15 protein-coding genes are annotated in these 19,563 nt (G+C 44.5%); 4 read left to right on the top strand and 11 right to left on the bottom strand.

Annotated features, from left to right (window positions below):
• Nucleotides 1-116: 116 nt before the first annotated feature.
• The 4 genes from RWX26_RS02745 to RWX26_RS02730 all read right to left on the bottom strand — a co-directional run bounded on the left by RWX26_RS02745 (nucleotide 117) and on the right by RWX26_RS02730 (nucleotide 7,515).
• Nucleotides 117-4,634, bottom strand: a complete 4,518-nt coding sequence (locus RWX26_RS02745; protein WP_314578966.1) for a glycoside hydrolase family 70 protein — start codon at nucleotides 4,632-4,634, stop codon at nucleotides 117-119.
• A gap of 69 nt (nucleotides 4,635-4,703) precedes the next feature.
• Entirely contained in the window at nucleotides 4,704-5,585 is an 882-nt protein-coding gene (locus RWX26_RS02740) for a helix-turn-helix domain-containing protein (protein ID WP_002898077.1), read from the bottom strand.
• Between the two features lie 462 nt (nucleotides 5,586-6,047).
• Nucleotides 6,048-6,944: a zinc metalloprotease HtpX gene (gene htpX / locus RWX26_RS02735; protein ID WP_032912066.1), complete on the bottom strand. Its 897-nt coding sequence runs from the start codon at nucleotides 6,942-6,944 to the stop codon at nucleotides 6,048-6,050.
• Between the two features lies 1 nt (nucleotide 6,945).
• On the bottom strand, nucleotides 6,946-7,515 hold the full coding sequence (locus RWX26_RS02730) for a LemA family protein (RefSeq protein WP_002900967.1): 570 nt from the start codon (nucleotides 7,513-7,515) through the stop codon (nucleotides 6,946-6,948).
• Between the two features lie 153 nt (nucleotides 7,516-7,668).
• Between RWX26_RS02730 and RWX26_RS02725 the strand changes: the two genes are divergently transcribed.
• From RWX26_RS02725 to rsmG, 4 genes are all read left to right on the top strand, one after another.
• Nucleotides 7,669-8,286 carry a TetR/AcrR family transcriptional regulator gene (locus RWX26_RS02725; protein ID WP_314578959.1) on the top strand — a complete coding sequence of 206 codons (618 nt, stop codon included), beginning with the start codon at nucleotides 7,669-7,671 and terminating at the stop codon, nucleotides 8,284-8,286.
• A gap of 61 nt (nucleotides 8,287-8,347) precedes the next feature.
• Nucleotides 8,348-9,631: an MFS transporter gene (locus RWX26_RS02720; RefSeq protein WP_314578957.1), complete on the top strand. Its 1,284-nt coding sequence runs from the start codon at nucleotides 8,348-8,350 to the stop codon at nucleotides 9,629-9,631.
• 2,355 nt (nucleotides 9,632-11,986) lie between these two features.
• The gene (locus tag RWX26_RS02710) at nucleotides 11,987-12,730 is read left to right on the top strand and encodes an ABC transporter ATP-binding protein (RefSeq protein ID WP_314578955.1); all 744 of its coding nucleotides are present in this window, start codon (nucleotides 11,987-11,989) and stop codon (nucleotides 12,728-12,730) included.
• A gap of 81 nt (nucleotides 12,731-12,811) precedes the next feature.
• Nucleotides 12,812-13,525 carry a 16S rRNA (guanine(527)-N(7))-methyltransferase RsmG gene (rsmG, locus tag RWX26_RS02705; protein WP_314578953.1) on the top strand — a complete coding sequence of 238 codons (714 nt, stop codon included), beginning with the start codon at nucleotides 12,812-12,814 and terminating at the stop codon, nucleotides 13,523-13,525.
• 33 nt (nucleotides 13,526-13,558) lie between these two features.
• On the opposite strand, the gene RWX26_RS02700 is transcribed toward rsmG, so the two are convergent.
• From RWX26_RS02700 to RWX26_RS02670, 7 genes are all read right to left on the bottom strand, one after another.
• Nucleotides 13,559-14,020: a putative immunity protein gene (locus RWX26_RS02700; protein ID WP_223337475.1), complete on the bottom strand. Its 462-nt coding sequence runs from the start codon at nucleotides 14,018-14,020 to the stop codon at nucleotides 13,559-13,561.
• Nucleotides 14,021-14,038: 18 nt separating this feature from the next.
• On the bottom strand, nucleotides 14,039-14,875 hold the full coding sequence (locus RWX26_RS02695; protein WP_314578950.1) for an energy-coupling factor transporter transmembrane protein EcfT: 837 nt from the start codon (nucleotides 14,873-14,875) through the stop codon (nucleotides 14,039-14,041).
• Entirely contained in the window at nucleotides 14,868-16,553 is a 1,686-nt protein-coding gene (locus RWX26_RS02690; protein ID WP_314578948.1) for an ABC transporter ATP-binding protein, read from the bottom strand. Before RWX26_RS02690 ends, RWX26_RS02695 begins: the two co-directional genes overlap by 8 nt.
• Nucleotides 16,554-16,562: 9 nt before the next feature.
• A complete protein-coding gene (locus tag RWX26_RS02685; RefSeq protein WP_314578945.1) occupies nucleotides 16,563-17,324 on the bottom strand; it encodes a nucleoside phosphorylase in 762 nt (253 codons plus the stop codon).
• A 219-nt stretch (nucleotides 17,325-17,543) separates the two neighbouring features.
• Nucleotides 17,544-17,804, bottom strand: a complete 261-nt coding sequence (locus RWX26_RS02680) for a SemiSWEET family transporter (protein WP_002898091.1) — start codon at nucleotides 17,802-17,804, stop codon at nucleotides 17,544-17,546.
• 181 nt (nucleotides 17,805-17,985) lie between these two features.
• Nucleotides 17,986-18,903: a DUF4299 family protein gene (locus RWX26_RS02675; RefSeq protein WP_314578943.1), complete on the bottom strand. Its 918-nt coding sequence runs from the start codon at nucleotides 18,901-18,903 to the stop codon at nucleotides 17,986-17,988.
• Between the two features lie 292 nt (nucleotides 18,904-19,195).
• Nucleotides 19,196-19,555, bottom strand: a complete 360-nt coding sequence (locus RWX26_RS02670; RefSeq protein ID WP_314578938.1) for a TfoX/Sxy family protein — start codon at nucleotides 19,553-19,555, stop codon at nucleotides 19,196-19,198.
• Nucleotides 19,556-19,563 lie beyond the last annotated feature (8 nt).

The following is a 19,563-nucleotide window of genomic DNA, read 5'->3' as shown; positions in this document are numbered from 1 at the left end:
TTCTATATTTGTTCTCCTAGAAGACAGCTAAAAACGATAACTTCAAAATAAGAAGTTATCGTTTTTGTCTATTAGAAAGCTAAAGATTAAGTTTCATTTAGCCTATTCTATTGCTTTTAGTTCCAGCCGAAGCGTCTGCCTCTACCATTGCGGTCGAAGTACATCCAACTTCCATCTTCTAGCTGAATCCATTTATTGCGCGCCATTTCACCTGAATTCGGATCAAAGTAACGGTTAGCACCATTGACATAGACAAGCTTGCCTTTGACTTGCTTGCCGTCTTGGTCGAAATAGAGGGTCTGTTGGCCAATCTGCTGCAAACCTGTCACTGCTTTACCAGCCTGATCGAAGTAGTACCATTCGTTCTTAGCACCTTCAACAAACTTATTAGCTGCCATTTCACCGGAGTTGGCATCGAAGTAACGGATTGATTTATCAGCCAGAGTTACTAGCTGTCCTTTGACTTGCTTACCATTTTGATCGAAGTAAAGGGTTTGTTGACCAATCTTCTGAAGACCTGTTACTGCTTTACCAGCCTGATCAAAGTAATACCATTCGTTCTTGGCACCTTCTGCAAACTTGCCGACTGCCATTTCTCCGGAGTTGGCATCGAAGTAACGGATACTCTTGTCTGCAAGTGTCACGATTTTACCCTTGACTTGCTTGCCATCTTGGTCGAAGTAAAGGGTTTGCTGGCCAAGTTTTTGAAGACCTGTTACTGCAACACCATCTGCTCCGAAATAGTACCAGTCACTTGGATTATCACCTTGGGCAAAGCGGTTAGCAGCAGCATTACCTGAATCCTTATCAAAGTAACGAAGTTTACCATCTTTGGCACGCGCAATCTTGCCTTTGACTTGGTAGCCGTTTTGGTCGAAGAATTGCTGATTGCCGCCCATGGTCACCAGACCTCTAGCCATGACACCCTTGGCATCAAAGTAACGCCAGTTTTGGCCGTCAGTAGTGTAGTAACGGTTGAGAACTTGGGCACCAGTCTTATCGTAGTAGTACTGATTGCCGATTTCATCTTCACGGAGAGAATCACGCAGCTGAATACCATTCTTGAGGAAATAAACTTGCTTGCCATCAATTTCATGAGCACCTGTTGCTAGGTAACCTCGTTTATCGAAGTAATACCAATTTCCATTTTCATCTTGGATAAAGGAATTTCTAGCTTGATAGCCACTAGTTGAATAGTACTTGAATCCAGTAGTATCTTTGACAAATCCTGTGTAAGCATTCTTATTAACTAATTGCTTAGGCAGCACCATCTCACCATTCTTGTTGTTGAGATATTCGTTGCTAGCCCAATCTTTAAGAACATAGTAAGCACCACGACCTAAGATATTGGTACCGTTGAAGTGTTTAGCTGACCACTTGGTAATCTTCTCATCAGTCGTCATCTTTTGACCGTTAGAAATTTGTACTCGTTCAAAGATTTCTGGGTATTTAGCTTTGAGTTCATCCAAGAAGGCTCCACCATACTTGCCTTGATAGTCTGTACCATTGGTTCTAGTATTGGCAACGTAAAGTTTTTCCTTGATTTCTGCGCCTTCACGGTAGGTTCCGTAGTTGTTGACACGAGTTGCCGTTACCACTTCTTTACCTGGCAGGTTGTAGATTTGGTCTGGCACCCAGTCCGCAATGGCTTGGATATTGACACTGTGAAGAGCACGGAGAGCATTGAGTAGGTCATTTAAAGAACCATATTTATTGTTCTTGCTCATTGCCATGTCATAACGGTCTTCAAAGGCGTAACCATTCTGGATGATAGAGTCTAGGAAAGTACCGTCTTGACTAGATACATACTGAGGCGGCAGCTCAAATGAAGTCACTCCCCATTCCTTGAAGAGGTTGACATTTTTAGCAATGACTTTATTGGTATACTGGTCATCGCGAGTTGCAAAGTCTTGGAAGTTAGAGAAGCCTTCGTAAATCAGCTGAGAATCAAGGGCTGCGCTAGACTCGTAAACCTGACCACTGGCATTTTTCTTCTTGCTAGCTGTTACACGAGCATCCTGATCTGCCTTAGCACCAACTGGTACCCAAACAGCTAGATAACCAGAAACCTGGACATTGCTGTAGCCTGCGATATCATTCATATCAAAGGTCAAAATACCATTAGCATCCGTCTTCTTCCAGAGCGATTGCGGCACTTCTTCGTCAGTTAAATAGCGGGAAATGCCATCTTTGGTTGTCAAGAGTACAGGGCGGTAGTATTGATTCTTATGGGCTGCTCCCATATTGACTTGCAGTTTATCCCATACATTTAACTTGAGGTTAGGGTTGTTAGAAGCAATAACAGCCATACCTTGGGTACGAGTTTCTGCTGTTCCTTCATCTGTCGCTTCGTTAGCACCAGTACCGTAACGAACAGAAGTCAAAATACCGTTATAAGACCATTTATCCGCCTCACGAGGCACACCCATATAGGTGACTTTCATGTCCTGACCGCCAGCTACATACTTAATACGAGCCCGCAACAGGGCATCGATAGCGTCGTGGTAAGGAGATTTTTTCTCCATGTATTGGCCGTCATCTGTATAGAGATCACCATAGTAGACCCGAGTGATGGAGTCTTTGTTGGAGAGCATGAGAGCATGAGCAGTTGGGATATTAAACTGCGTATACTTCTTGTCCGCCTTGCGCATATCTTCGTTGTAGATCTTGAAGGCTTGCTTGAGCTCATCCATGGTAAAGGTCAAACCATCCGTGTTTGGATTGATATTTTCCCGAATGATGTCGGCAATAACGGTTTGTACTTCACTGTCATGAGCCCGAACAAAGATATAGTTGGCCATCCGCTCGCCATTTTTCTTTTCAGTAGAACGGTCATTCAGACTATTCGTAATCGTTGGCTCTACACCGCTACGGATAGAAAGTTTACGCATGAACGAATAAAGCAAGGACAGACGAAGCTTATTATCAATCGGCAATTGAGCACCCTTGGTGTCTTTGTTGTAGTCAGGGTCGTTGTCAGACCAAGCTTCTAAGATAGACAGATGCTTAATAGCCTGCTCTTCACTTTCTCCAACCTTGTAGCGAGACTTGAAGTAGTCAGAGGCAATTTGGAGCAAGTCCGCATTGACATTGTCCACCGCATCGACACGGACTCCGTCAAAGTTAGCAGTCGGATCATTAGCTACGATGCTGCCGAAATTCATCATAAAGTGCAACCAGTTGAGTTGCTCAGCCTGAACAGCTGGATTAGAGTTGTCAAAGTCGTTAGCTAGCAGGAACTCATAACCACCATTTGACTTATCAATGAAGTACTTAGGTGTACCAGTTTGGCTGGTAGGTGTGCGATTCAGGATGCGGTACTTAGAATTAGCATGAGAAGTCTTATCACTATTGGTATAAAGCAGAGCTCCGCCTTGCAAGTGGTCCTTATTAGTACCAGTTGTTTCAGACTCTGTCTTGATATTCCAGTTTGGCTGAGTTTTGACAAATGCACCCATCAGTGTTCTCAGCCATTTAGTATCGCCGTCTTTACCGATTCTTTCTTCAATTTTGCGCTGAACCTGCTGAGAAGCACCTGTCAGGATAGCTTGTTCCACTTTGTTTTCAAAAGCTCCTGCTCCCAAACCTTGCTGGTTCATATAATTAAGATAGCTAACCTGCGTTTGCTTATCAGGCCACCAAGCCATTAAAAGCGGACGCAAGTCAGTCTCTGTAGACTGAGTCCATGTTTTTCCATCCTTGAGGATAGCTTTTGGACGATACCAGCTATCTGCTGTCAAATAGCCATCTACTGTTTCGATGTCCTTGTCCGTAGTGCCATGGAAGGCATTCATTCTGGTGAATTCATTGTTAAGACTGCTAGTACCTTGCTGGAATTGATACTCAGCTGAATCAATCAGTGCTCCAGTCTCTGCATCGAAATAAAGAATTTTTCCATTAAGCTCAACAGCGAAATTCTTTTTAACTGTACCGTCGTCCTGAACATAGTATTTCTTACCATCAATGGTCTTGATATGAGATAAGACATCATCATCATGCTCAGCATTAACAGGCGCCGCTTGAGCTTGAGCAGCCACCATTCTTTCAGCTATCGCTCCCTGTCTTTGAGCCGGTTCTGGCAAGCGATCTTTCTTTGCAACCTTTGGATTTGCAACAATCTTGTCTGTAACAGTCTTCTTTGCTTGTTTGTCAGCAGTTGCTGGACTTGCTTGTCTATCCTGATCAGTTGCTTCCGGTTTAGCAGTTTCTGATGTTGCATTAGCTGCTTTTGCTTCTTCAGCAACGGCTGATTTTTCTGTAGTTGCTGCTTCTGCTGCTGCCTGCTTAGCTGGCTCTTGAGCATCTGTTTGAACCGCTGCTTCCGTATTTGCTGCAGTTTCAGTAGTTTTTTCACTGGCTACAGCAGCATCAGTCACCTTGTCTGCAGAAGTTGCTTTTTCTGCTTCCAGCTGAGAAGCTGAGTTGGCTTGTACTTGAACTGGCTGCCCTGAACTGCTATCCTGAGCTGCAGTTGGTTCTTGAACTGCCACCTGCTTAACATCATCAGCGTGGACAAGACCTGCTTCGAGACCAAGTACTTTTGGTGCTACGATAAGTGCTAAGGTAGTCACACCGATGGCTACCCAGTTCTTCTTAACTTTATGCATCTTATAATGAATTTTTTTCTCCATCATAAAGCCTCCTTCTGAATTTGGTATAAAGTTATACTCTTATTCTAGTATATTTTTAGAAATGAGTCTATTTTATTTGCACATCTGCAACTGCGAAAGGCAAATCCTTTCAAACTGAGCTTTGAGCTTCTGGGCAACACCGAAAGAATCTAAAAATTCCAAGAAAGATAAGCACTCCTCAATATCGCTCAGAGCATAGCTATTCCCAACCTTGTAGGAATAAAGAGCCCTATGATACTTAATCAGCATCCGATCATAAAGATCTGTCTCAGGGATTTTAGAATGGTCAAGATAATTGAGGAATCTCATAGCAACCAGCAAATGATTACTCTCTATGCAGACGCTGATAACATTAAGCAGCATCTTGATAATACGCCGGCGATTCTCCGGTAGATTATTATAAAACTGGGTGCGGTTAATCATCTCACTAGCAAAGGTCTCCAGTGTTTCCAAGGTCAATAGATCCACACTATTAGTAAAGAGCCAGAGCTCATAACGCCCCCACTCCTCAACGGAAAAGAGATAATCGGTCAGAAATTCTACATCTTTCTTGCTAATCTGAAAATCTGGACTGCAGGAAGACAATACTGCTCTAACAACAATTGTATTAAGCCTATAATTCTTCTTCTCAGGGAACTTTTTAGCCAAAGCTTCTGAGCTAGCTAATATACTTTGGAGCTTGACGACATTGTTTTCCTGATAAGCATCAGCTACTTTTTTTGAGAAAAGCGCATCATCTGCCTCAATGTAGTTATGGTAAACATACTGAAATTCGTCTAGAGAAACAGCCATATTCTTTAAGCAGCAATAGAAAGAATCAAGCGTAATACCACTGACTCCCCGCTCAAAACGAGACAGCTGAGCCACTGAAATATCTCCGGCTGCCGCCTCTTTAAGAGACATATTTTTTGATTCTCTAATGACTTTGAAAATTTTTCCAAATGTTTTCAACATATTGAGCCCTCGGTTTCATATATGCAATAAAATTTTTTACTAAATTTAATATACTAGTAATATATTTCGAATATGTTACAAAAAAATTACTTTATATTTCCAAATAATACAAATAGATTAATTTGAAAGATAGGAATACTCAATATAGTGATTTTTTTCTGAAAGTTATATGGTTTTCAAGAAAATATTGATTTTATAAGATTCTCAGAAGGGTTCAACCTGACAACTTGAAAACACTGGCTTTTTCAAATCTAGCCTCCTTACTTATACAAAAATAAACTTGGATAATCTGAGGTTCATGGATGACTGAAATAAAACTGTAACACAATCTGAGTAAACATCTTTTTAGACATGAATGAAAGGAAGTAAAACGAAAAGGACTTAGTCCTGTCCAATGCAGAACTAAATCCTTTTACTAGTTGTTTATCTAACTTTTGGGAATAATTTAAGTTTCCTCTGGTTTTACATATGTCTCAAGCGCTCCACCCGATCTGAGATAGGAGGGTGCGTATAGAAAAGTTTCTTCAGTCCGCCTTCTTTTTTGGGATCGCTGATATAGAGAGCTGCACTGGCATCATCAACATGATGTTCCATAGGCTCGCTGCGATCTAGCTTGAGCAGAGCATTAATCATCCCTTGCGGATTGCGGGTCAGCTCTACACTGGAAGCATCAGCCAGAAACTCCCGCTGACGAGAAATGGCCAACTGCACCAAGGTAGCTGCCAGAGGAGCTAAAACGATAGCAATCAGCGATACGATAAGGAGAATAATTCCCAAACCACTATCGTTATCTCGATCATTACTACTGCGCCGTCCGCCACCAAACCACATCATACGGCCAGCTAGGCTAGACAACATGGTAATAGCACTGGCCAAAGCCACAGCAATCGTTGAAATTCGAATATCATAATTGCGAATATGACTGACTTCATGGCCAATCACTCCCTCAAGCTCCTCACGATTCATGATTTGCAAGATACCTGTAGTTGCTGCAACAGCTGCATTTTCAGGCTTAGAGCCAGTCGCAAAAGCATTGGGAGAGGGATCCTCTACGATATAGACACGTGGCATAGGAATCTGAGCGACCATGGCCATATCTTGAACAATATGATAGAGTTCAGGTGCTTCCTGCTCAGAGACCTCGCGAGCTCCGTTCATAGCCATGACCACTTCTGTAGACTGAAAAATCATCACTCCGGCATAAATCGCTCCGATGATCAAGGCTAGCAAGACACCACCAACAGCAGAGCGCAGCCAGAGATAGCCAATAGCTGCTCCAAGGAGAGCCAAGAGTCCGAAAAAAGCGATAAGGAGGAGCCAAGTCCTCCTTTTATTGCTGGCAATTTGATCAAATAGCATCTTAGTCACCTAGTCCAGTGCTGCCAAAGTCAACTTTTGGTACAGCCTTTTCTTCTTCTGGTGTCTTGAGGAAGTCTGCAGCTTTAAAGCCAAACATTCCTGCAACAATATTGCTTGGGAATGTTTCCAACTTGACATTGTAGTTGCTAGTTACTGAATTATAAAGCTGACGAGAATAAGCAATTTTATTTTCAGTATTGGTCAGCTCTTCCTGCAACTTCAAGTAGTTGGTATTTGCTTTCAGATCTGGATAGCTTTCAGCTACTGCAAAGATTCCAGAAATCTGACGAGAAAGGGCGTCACTGGCTTGCATAGCTTCGGCTGGTGAAGCCGCTGAAGCTACCTGGTTGCGCAGTTGTGTTACCTTTTCCAAGGTTGCCTGCTCGTACTTGCCATAGCCTTTGACCGTTTCCAAGAGGTTAGGAATCAGGTCATTACGGCGTTTGAGCTGCACATCAATCTGGCTCCAAGCTTCCTGAGTCTGCATGCGGCTTTTAACCAAGGTATTGTAAGCACCAACAACGAAGAATGCTAAAACCGCGACAATAATAAGAATAATAATAAAAGTCATGATATACTCCTTCAATTTTGATTAGACTTATTATATCAAAAAATAGTGGAAGTGTCTTTATTCTTGACATTGATTTAGAAAAGATGTATGATAAAGGAAAGGATAAACCGACAGTCGGTCGAATAAAATTTTACTACTAAAAAGGATGCAAGCATGGCCAATAAAAAAGACTTTATTCTAGATACTGCTCAGAAGCTTTTTATGGAGCAAGGCTTTGACCAGACCTCTATCTCCCAGATTTTAGAAGCGACTCAAATTGCCCGCGGTACTCTCTACTATTACTTTTCTTCTAAGGAAGAGATAATGGATGCCATCATTGAGCGAACCATTGAAAGAGCATTTACAGCTTCCCAAGCCTTTGCTGATAATCGTGAACTAACTGTCCTAGAGCGCTTGGTTGGCAGCATGGCTGCTCTGAATCTTAATCGTCAAGAGGGAGAGGAAGTGCTGCTGCATCTCAATCAGCCGCAAAATGCGCTCCTGCACGAAAAGACCAATCAAATTCTTCTTGAACGGGCACCTCAGATTTTACTTCCCATCATCCAAGACGGCATCGCTGCTGGAGACATGAAGACTGATTATCCCTACGAAAGCCTGGAAATGATTCTTACTTATTCACTACAAGCTTTTGGCAGCAGTTTTCAGGCTCTCCCCCCAGAAAAACAGCAGCAAAAACTACAGGCTTTTCTCTATCTTTTAGAAACTATTTTTCACAGCCGGCAAGGCTACTTCAATCCCTTTCTAGACTTGATTCAGACACAAAGCAGCTAGACAGCTAATTACTAGATTTACTATTTACACTTACTTGACATCACAAGATTAGGAGGCAACTATGAAACAATCAGGCTTTAGACTCTTTTTATTGATTTGGATAGGAAGCTTCATCTCGGAAATCGGCTCTGGTATGACTTCTTTCGCTTTAGGAGTTTATATCTTCCAGCTGACCGGTTTGGTTTCTGTTTCTTCTTTTGTTACGCTCTGTGCTTTTCTACCCGGTCTTTTGGTCACCCCTCTGGCTGGAATTCTGGCCGATCGCTATGACCGAAGATTGCTGATGGCTCTGGGAGATGGCTTGTCAGGCTTAGGCGTTCTCTGGATTTACTTTAGTCTGAAGAATCCTGCTTTGATTTTTATCTGTATCGGAGCTGCGATTAGCTCACTCTTTTCAGCCTTGGTCAATCCGGCCTTTCGAGCTACGATTTCCGACTTGCTGCCTGAGGACCAGTTATCAAAAGCAACTGGTTTGTCCCAGATTAATGGCATTGCCCGCTACCTGATTTCACCAGCCTTGGCTGGAATGATTTTAGCGAGCGGACATATCAGCACGATTCTGTTGCTGGACTTTTCAACCATTTTCGTGACAGTAGCCTGCACCTTGCTGGCTCGTAGAGCCATTCATTCGCAAGTTTATAGCAGTGACAGTCGCTTCTGGGCTGATTTCCTTAAAGGTTTTCAAATCGTCTATGGAAAAAAAGGCATCTGGATTTTAGTTCTAGCTGGAACAGGCTTTTCCTTCTTTTTGGGAACAGTCCAAATCCTGCTTTCTCCCTTGGTATTGGCTTTCGCAGACGCCAAAACGGCCGGTTGGGTCATGACCATCTCCAGCAGCGGGATGCTGATAGGAGGCTTGGTTCTGGGGATATTTGCTATCAAAAAACACTTCCATCGTATGCTCTGGCTCTCACTATTTCTACTGGGGCTCTTCATGGTTGGGCTGGGAATGAAGGAAAACTTCATCTGGATTTGCAGCTTTGGCTTTCTCCTCTTTGCTGCTCTGCCTTTCGCCAATACAGCCATTGACTATCTGGTCCGCATCAATATCAATAAAGCGGATCAGGGCAAGGTATGGGGAACCATTGGCATTATTTCTCAGCTGGGATATGTGCTAGCTTATGCCGGCATGGGTTGGGTTGCGGATACACTTTTCAAACCCTCGCTGACTTACTTTGGTTGGCTGGCAAATTCTGTCGGAAAAATCCTCGGTGTTGGAGGAGGCAGAGGCTACGGTCTGCTCTTTATCCTATCCGGTATCTCTATCAGCATCGGTGCTTACCTGCTCTCCCGAGCACGTTCAGTAAAGGAGCTGGAATATGTTTCAACGCTTGATAAAAAATGATTTAAAAGAAAACAAAGTCAGCATGTTGGTCATCGGGCTTTTCCTGCTTCTGACTCTGACTCTGAGCTTTGCAGCTACTCGCCTGACCGTTAGTCTCACTAGCTCGATTGAGCGCTTTGTGGAAACAGCTAAAAGTCCTCACCTGCTACAGATGCACAGCGGAAGCGTCGACCGAAAACGGCTGCAAAACTTTGTCCAGCAGCATTCAGAAATTGCCGATTGGCAAGTGACCGACTTTGTCAATGTAGAAGGGTCAGCCATCCGCATCAATGGGCAGGACTCGCTTCAGGACAGCTCTCAGGATAATGGCTTTTCCAATCAGAACCAAAACTTTGACTTCCTACTGGATCAATATAACCGGCCTGCTCAGCCTCAGCCGGGGCAAGTATATATTCCGCTCTTTTTTAATGATACGGCGACCACCGAGATCTACACCTATTAAGTCGTCGGCAGCCTCCAACTGACTGTCAAGGGCTTTATCCGAGATGCCCAGATGAATGCTGGTCTAGTATCCTCTAAGCGCTTCCTCATTTCACAGACTGATTTGCAGACTCTGAAAAAAGAATCATTTGCATCTAATGAGAACCTGATTGCCTTTCGAGTGCATAAGCTTAGCCAAATCTCAGCTATCGAGCAAGCCTATAAAAATGCAGAGCTTGAGTCCAATGGACCGCCTATGATTACCTATCCGACGATCAAGATGATTAACGGCTTCAATGATGCTCTAGTCATCCTAGTCATGGGGCTACTGGTTGTGGCCATCATTGGCATCACCTTTCTCTGCATGCGCTTTGCCCTCTTGACCAAGATTCAAGAAGAACTGCAGCAGATTGCCGTTATGAAGGTGATGGGACTGCCCCAAAGCTTTATCAGCAGAGTCTACCTGACCAAGTATTATTTCTGCCTGGCTCTAGCAACCATCGCTGGATGGGGACTGTCCTTTCTTCTGAGTAGTCCTTTTAAAAAGCAAATGGCACTGTCTATGGGGCAAAGCCCGACGCCCTTCTATAGCTATCTTTTGGAAATGCTAGTGGCTCTACTGCTCTGTCTCTTAGTCTTCTGGCTGACTGCCCGGCCTCTAAGCTCTTTTAAGAAAATGACGTCCGGCCAAGCTTTAAGATTAGCTTCTTCCAACAGTCTGACCGAAACTCGTTCTACTCCGAAAATGGGCTTACCGACTATCCCCCTCTTAGACAGACCCTATTTCGCTCTGAAAACGATTCTGAATCATAAAAAACTCTATTTGACTATCTTGTTCATTGTCAGTTTGATTAGCTTGCTTATCCTGCTACCAGCCAGTCTCTATAGCACTGTGATGGACAAGAACTTCATCCAGTATCTGGGAGCTGGTCAGGCAGATGTGCTGATAGATATTTCTCAAACTGAAGATATTGATACCAAGGCTGCCAAGCTGCTAAAAGAGCTGCAGGCAGACAAGGATATCGCCGAAATCAGTCAGTACCAAAGCCAGAATTTCTCCTATCAAGACCAACAAGGTCAGACTCAGCAGTTGCGGGTAACTCTGGGAAACCATGCAGGATTTCCAGTCAAATACAGCCAAGGCCGCTATCCTAAAAACGAGCATGAAATTGCCCTCTCCAAGCTTAAGGCAGAGGAGCTCAAGCTAAAAGTAGGAGACAGCCTGACCTTGACGGTAGACGGTCAAGCCAGAAAACTAAAAGTAGTCGGTATCTACTCAGACCTGACCTACGGTGGCAAGACCGCCAAGGCTGTATTTGTGACAAAGCAGGCTCAAACACTCAATAGTCTGACGACCATCCGTCTTAAAGATGCTAGCAACAAAGTTCAAAAAATCAACGAATGGAAAAAACGCTATTCCAACTATAAATTAACCGACGTAGAAGACTTTTTCCATCAGACTTTTGATGATACGCTAGCCATGCTCCGCCTGATTCAGATCAGCGTTTTCTGGACAGGGCTCGGCATTGTCTTCATCCTTATGACTCTCTTTGTCTATATGATTTTCACCAAGGACCAAGCTGACTTGGCACTTTATCGGATGCTGGGATTTGGCAGTGAACGACTCAGGAGCCACTACCTGCTCGCCGTCTGCTTCATCTTGATGCTGGCTTTGGCAATAGCCGACCTGCTGCTCCTTATTCTGGGGCAAGAAGTCTGCAGTCTACTGCTCAGCAGCTTCGGTATCAGCAAACTCCAGCTCATCATCAATAAGCCCCTTACTTTTCTATGGACACCGCTGGCTCTGCTTCTTAGCGGACTTACAGCAGCACACATCAGTCTCCGAGCGCTGAACAATCTGGAAATTGGACGCTATCTCAAGGAACATTGACCTTAAAAAGATTTAGCATTTATTTTACATCCGAGGAGAAGTCTATGTTATTAGAAGCACATAACCTCAGCAAAAGCTATCAGGAAAATCAGGAGCCCATTCTCCGTGATTTGTCGTTAGAGATTGAAAGCGGCCAATTCATCGCCATCATGGGACCGTCTGGCTGCGGGAAATCCACTCTTCTCAATCTTTTGTCCACCATTGACAAACCTGACCAAGGACAGATTCTTTACCAGGGACAGGACTTGCTGGCTATGAAAGACAAGGATTTAGACCCCCTTCGCAGAGAGGCTTTCGGCTTTGTCTTCCAGCAGGCAACCTTCCTGAAAAATCTCAATATCCTAGACAATATCTGCCTACCGAGTATTATTGGTAAGAAAGGCAGCGAGCGAAAGGGAGCCTATGAGCGAGCCAAGGAGTTAATGGCTCTGACCGGGATTAAGGACATTGCTCACCGCTCTATCCATCAGGTATCGGGCGGCCAACTCCAGCGAGCAGGCATTTGTCGGGCTCTCATGAACCAGCCTCGAATCATTTTTGCTGACGAGCCGACAGGAGCCCTCAACTCTCAGGCTGGCCGTCAAGCTATGGAACTCATGCAGCACTTCCATCAGCAGGGCGCAAGTATCCTTCTGGTAACCCACGATGCCAGCGTGGCTACCTATGCCGACAAGGTTCTGCTTATTTTAGATGGTAAGATTAAAAAAGAAATTCGGTTTATCCCCACTGCTAATCAGGATGAGCGACGTCAGCTGCTCTTGGCTGAGCTCAATCAGATTGGCATATAAGAAAAGAAGCCCTTTGGCAGAATGCCGGGGACTTCTTTTTGTGATATAATAGGATAAATACTGATAAACAAGGATAAAACTATGACACCACAAGAATTTTACCAGCTCTTAGCCCAGCAGGGAATCGAGCTGACCGACCGCCAGAAAGACCAGTTTGAGCGTTATTTTGAACTCTTGGTCGAATGGAATGAAAAAATCAATCTGACAGCTATCACCGAGAAAAATGAAGTCTATCTCAAACATTTCTATGATTCAATAGCGCCCGTTTTGCAAGGCTTGATTGGTAATCAAGAGCTTAAGCTGCTGGACATCGGAGCCGGTGCTGGCTTTCCTAGCCTCCCTATGAAAATCATCTGCCCTCAGCTGGATGTGACTATCATTGATTCCCTCAACAAACGAATCAACTTCCTAAAATTGCTGGCAGAAGAGCTGGAGCTGGACAAGGTTCACTTCTACCACGGCCGCGCAGAAGACTTTGCTCAGGACAAGACCTTTCGGGCCCAATTTGACCTGGTCACTGCTCGTGCAGTCGCTCGGATGCAGGTTCTGTCTGAACTGACCATTCCCTATCTGAAAGTTGGCGGCAAGCTCCTAGCGCTCAAGGCTTCCAATGCTCCAGAGGAACTGAACGAAGCAAAAAATGCCCTTAATTTACTCTTTAGCAAGGTCCAAGACAACCTCAGCTATGCCCTACCAAACGGCGACCCCCGCTTTATCACAGTGGTAGAAAAGAAGAAAGAAACCCCCAATAAATACCCCCGCAAAGCCGGCATGCCAAACAAAAGACCATTATGAAAAGAAAAAATCAGGCTAGGATTGCCTGATTTTTTATGTCATCTTCAATAATTCAATTTGCTTCAGCCGTTCTTTTTTAACAGCTTCAAAATCACCTGGATACATCTTGTTTATCAAGGTAATAGCAAAATCTGTTGCCCAAAGGCCATGATATTTAACATGGGGACTAGCCACAAGCTGAGCCATCGTTCGATAGAATCTAACTTTAACTACATCTTCTTCCTTTTTTGCTAAACGTGAAATCTCAAAGCTCAGATTTCTAGCAGCATGATAAGAACTCTCCCCAGCTAACCAGTCATCCATAGCGATAAGAGCCTGTTTCATCTCTTTTGTAAATGCAAAAGCAGTTAGCTCCGAAAGATGAGCAGCATACACTTGGCAAAATCGAACTACTTCTTGGTGTGTTTTTTCTTCATAAACTTTAATAAAGGCTTTCTTCAAGTCTGGCGCATCCTCTATTTTCCCCAAAGGTCTTTGATAAGCATAAATATCCATATTTTACTTTCCTCCATCCTACCTCCACGGATTATAAAAGCGGCCGTGATTGACAGCGAAGAGTACAAAGCAGAGCAATAGAAAGGCGACTGCCAGTGTCAGCACCAGCATATCTCGTCTGCTTAGAGCCTGATAGGTATACCAGGTGCGTTTTTTATTTTTCCCAAATCGGCGCAGTTCCATGGCTGTAGCAATGGTATTGATGCGCTCTAGCGAGCTGAAAATCAGCGGAATGATAATCTGCAGATTTCCTTTCACGCGCTGAGTCAGTTTGGCTTTCTTGGATAATTCCTGCCCGCGCGCTTCCTGGGACATCCTAATCAGGAAAAATTCTTCCTGCAAATCTGGAATATAGCGGAGCGTCAGACTGACCGCGTAAGCAATTTTATAGGAAATACCAAGCTGATGTAGGCTGGAAGCAAACTGACTGGGATGGGTTGTCATGAGGAAAATCACTGCCAGAGGTATGGTCGAAACATACTTGAGCAGGAGATTAAAGAGGTAGAATAACTCTTGGGCTGTTAGACTATAAGCTCCCCATCCGGTCCAGAAGACATCTTTGGCTCCATAGATATCAACACCATACTGAGGAGCGAAAAGATAGACCATCACTAAGTTAAGCGCAGCAAAGGATGCCGCAAAGACTAAAACAAATGAAATGTCTCGGATGCGGATGTGGGACAACCGAAAGAGGCAGAGTGACAGCAGGGCTAGCCCCAGCAAAAAGCGAGTATCATAGCTGATCATGGCTGCTACTGATACCAGAACGAAGAAGAGCATCTTGCTGGCACCGGACAGACCATGAAGAAAAGTCTCGCCTGCATGGTAGCCGATTAATTTTCGCTGATTAAGCATGCTTGTCCTCCTTTTTTCGCATATAAAACTCGGTCAAAGCCAGAGGGTCGGCACCAAGCTTCTCAGCCAGAGCAAAGATTGACGTTTCCTTTAGATGGGCCGCCGCAATCAACTCTTGATCTGTCAGTACCTGGGCAGGCGCCTTATCAGCTAAAATCTGACCATCCACCACAACCACTGCCCGATCTGAGTAATCCAGCATCAGCTGCATATCGTGCGTAATCATGATAATCGTATGTCCCTGCTGATTGAGCTCGTCTAGAAAGTCCATCATTTCGGTATAATGGCGCTGGTCCTGACCAGCTGTAGGCTCATCCAAAAGGATAATCTCCGGATTCAGCACCAAGATAGACGCAATGGTCACCCGCTTCTTCTGGCCGAAAGACAGGGCAGAAATCGGCCAACTACGGAATTCATAGAGCCCACAGGTCTTGAGAGCCGCATGGACCCGCTCTTCGATTTCCGCTTCTGCCAGTCCGCGCAAGCGCAAGCCTAGAGCCACTTCATCAAAAATCATGGCTGCCGAAATCATCTGATTGGGATTCTGCAGTACATAGCCAATCCGCTCAGCTCGCTCCTTGATAGAGTCTCCCTTGATGTCCTGACCTTTCCAGCTATAGCTCCCCACAGTCTCGATAAACTGACAGAGGGCCTTGGCCAGGGTTGACTTACCAGCTCCATTTTTACCAACGATAGCTATCCGCTCACCCTTGAAAATCTTCAGATTGATATCCTGCAGAATAGGCTTGCCGCCGCTCTGGTAAGCAAAGGAAACGTGATCCAGTTCCAGCAAGGGATCCTGAGGCCCTTTGTCAGAGTCAGACCAATTCCTGCCCTCAAAGGTCACATCTGCCAGCTGCAGCTGATCCAAGCGGGACAATCCCTCAGTCTTTTCCACTTCAACTCCTAGCTGGCGCAAGGTGGTAATGTAGAGCGGTTCGCGGATGCCATTTTCAGCTAGCAGTTGGGTTCTGAGCAGGTCATCCGGCTGTCCATTAAAGAGAATGCATCCGTCATTGACAAGCACTAAGCGGTCTACCGGTCTGTAGAGGACATCTTCCAAACGATGCTCGATAATCAGAGTTGTCGTTTCCGTCTCCCGATGAAGCTGGTCAATCAAATCAATGGTATCCTGACCCGACTTTGGATCCAGATTGGCCAAGGGCTCGTCAAAAAGCAGAATAGGACTCTCGTCAATCAAAACTCCAGCCAGACTGACGCGCTGCTTTTGACCGCCTGATAGATCCTGGGGCCGATTCTGTAAAAGCTCTGATAAATCCAGCTTCTCTGACCAGGCTTGGACTTTTTCGCGCATAAGCGACAGCTCCATCACATCATTTTCCAGCGCAAAGGCCAAATCTTCTGCTACGCTAAGCCCGATAAACTGGCCATCCGTGTCCTGCAAAACCGTGCTGACAAGATTAGACTTATCATAAATGCTGGATTCAAAGGCTGGCTGCCCCTTAATCAAGAGCTGACCACTGGCCTCACCTTTATAAATGTTGGGGATAATCCCATTGAGGCACTGACCCAGCGTTGACTTACCAGAGCCAGACGGCCCGACAATCAGAACCTTCTCTCCCTCGTAAATAGTCAGATTGATCTGCTTCAGGGTCGGCTCAGACTGGGCCTGATATTGAAAGCTAAAATCTTCAAATTGGATAATTGGTTTTTTCATCTTATTTCTCTATAGTGCCAGAGCGATCTGAATCGCGAGATTGGCAATCTTATCTTTTTCGTCTAAGTCTGCATGATTGGCTAGGTTGCGCATATCCCAAGTTTCCTCAGACAAGTGATCGGCTGCATAGAAGAACTGGCAGACGGTTATCTCTCGAAAGGCTGCCAAAGCCGCTACAGCTGAGCATTCCATATCCACACAGATGGCTCCCTCGGCCTTTCTCTGGCGGAGCTTAGCAGGCGTCTCACGGTAAATGCCATCTGTCGTCCAGACCTTGCCCTTGCTATGAGAAATACCGCGCCCGTCCAGAAAAGCTGTCAGAAAATCTTTCAAGCCAAGATTGACTTCCTGCTCACGGCTAGCTGGCTGGTAGTGATAGCTAGTCCCCTCATCACGCAGGGCAGCTGTCGGGATAATAACGGAAGTTTCCTCAATCTCCTCATCCAAGATGCCGCAAGTCCCGAAAAGTACCAGCTTTTTCATACCAAAAGCAATCAAATCTTCCAGAATTGCCACACAATCCGAAGCGCCAACCGGTGCATTGAAGAGAGCCAGTTCCCGTCCATCCACGAAAATACGATAGATAGGAATTTCAATATTTGCCATGCTGGTCGTCGTAATCAGCTCATGCTCAAAATCCGCCAGCATCCGGGCGAAAGTCTCTCTGGCAAAGCAAGAAACAGCCGTCTCTGGAAATCCTTCTATGGATTCATTCAAATCTTCTGGATTGATGATGGCTTGACGATTGTTGTCAAATTCTTCAAGTATCATAGGCGCGCTCTCTTATCCCTTTCTTCCTGATGAAACAGCCAGCAGATAGCTACCGACTTCATCTTACCATTGTATCATAAAAAGGCGGCCTGCTGAACGCTGCCTGCATATTTTCTACATAGCCAAAGCCATAGGCAGACTCTATAGCCACAAATGACGTGAATACTTTGTCCAATGATTTTCCAACAAAAAAGACTGGGAACAACTCCCAATCTCATCTTACATAAGGGCTGTTGCAGCAGTAATCAAGCCAAATACGATGCCTGGCATATTAGCCGCTGCCAAAGGAATATCCCGCTTCTCTTTAAATAGACCATAAATGACCCAGAGAGTACAGTTTAGAGCAGCTACTGAAGGCTGGATAAAGTCACCCTTATTGCCAGCTAGATTATTCATAATCTGTGGGATATAGGAAACATACATCATAACAGACATAAACGTGGCCACCCAGCCCAAGATTAGCATGTGTTTTTCTTTCATTTTGTTCTCCTTTTTTATAAAACTGACCTCTATTCTATAGCTTCTTTTTGAAATTTTCAAGATATTTTCAATAATGTTATCAAATCGAAAAGAGTCACAAAATTGTGAGAACTGCTGACAGACCTAAAAAAGCCACCTTTTGGCAGCTCTGTTAAGATTCAAAAAGTAAATTTTCCTAGCGCTAAAACTTCGGTTCTCCATCGGGAAGTTGATCCAAAATAGCTTCCAGTTCCAGCCGATTGAGTGGCTGAATCCGAATCTGACTGGAATCCAGATAAGTACGGTGAGTGTCTGGAATCTTTTCCAAAAAAGCTTTTAAATCCTTTGTTGTCAGATATTTATAGCCCTGCGGACTGCTGGCATCCTCTATCAGGATATGGAGATGCCATTCCATATCTTGACTAGCACCGCTCTCAATCATCTCTTTAACCAAGTAGCCCTTGGGCATGGGCTGAGTCGGAAGGACCGTTTCCACCCCTTCTGCCAAGACATAAGAACCTAGGTATTTCCCACCCTGATCCTTATAATACTTAGGAGTAGAAAATTGACTCTGAACCTGCTGCATCTCAGCCATCTGCCTGCCAAACTCCTCCACAGGATCTTCAGCTTTGAATAGTTCCAGAAGTTTTTCCTGCGACATATACAAATCATGAGCATAACCTTCAAAAACATGCATAGGCGCAGCTGCCACTCTGGCATCGTTCAGGCCGTAGAGAATATCCGCTTCAAAATCAATATTAAAAATCCCGTCGGCAGTGTAAGCGGTGCCGTATTCATCGACAATATCCTGCTTCATCTTCTGAGCCAAACGACTCATGAAGAGAATGGCCCCCTTCCAGTCACCTACCGTCGATGGGGTCAAGACACGAACCTGATAGGTTTCCCGGTCTGGCAGATAATAAACTTCAAACCCACGGCCTGCCCCTTTCCAATAGACAGCCAGAAAAGTTCCGACCTGATCCAAGGATTGATAAGCCTTATCGCCCTCGAGGCCTACGACCTCCAGCCCTTCCACCAAGGAAACCAGAGACAAGGGTGTTTCGACGGCCTTATAGCTAAACAAGCCCTTTCGGTTCTGAATGTAAAAAGAAATACTCATACCATGCTCCTTTCTAACGACAAAAGCCTTTCTGAAAGCGAGAAAACGCAAAATCAAAACTCAATACTGGTACAAACTAGCTTTTTTCCAAGGCTTTTAGGGATAAACTCCATTCGAAAAACAGATTCTGGTATTAGTATAACATTTTTGGGAGAAAAAGACGAAAAACCTTTATCCATGAAGAGACTTTCCGACTGAAAACTTCATCAATACAGATTCTAAGAATATATTTGAACTTCATAAAAAAGCAATGAATAAACTTCTAAGAAAGCAAAACTCATCTGAGCACTTCTTACTTTTTATCCTGCTGCGTCAGCTCCTGATTGTAAGCTAAAGCTAGCTTGATCCAGTAAGACAGTTCCTTTTGTCCTTCGCCATCTAAATCAATATAGCCATGATAAAGCCTGCCCTTCATTAACGTCACACTGGCACCATTTTTAGGCAGGACCTGCTTTTCCATTTCCTTACCAATGCGTACCATGACAAGCTCTTGACTTCTCGAACTCACAGTAACGATCACCTTACCTCGAACCATAAAAGCCAAGCCACCAAACATCTTCTTCTCTTCTACCTCTTCTTCAAAAACATGAGGGGGAAGATCAGTAGCTAAAATGGCACGGACTTGCTGGGCTAAGGATTTACTATAAGCCATCCTCCTAC

Origin of the sequence: uncultured Streptococcus sp. (genome assembly GCF_963536705.1) — a bacterium.
Classification (GTDB): Bacteria; Bacillota; Bacilli; order Lactobacillales; family Streptococcaceae; genus Streptococcus.
This window is presented reverse-complemented; position numbering and strand designations above follow the sequence as displayed.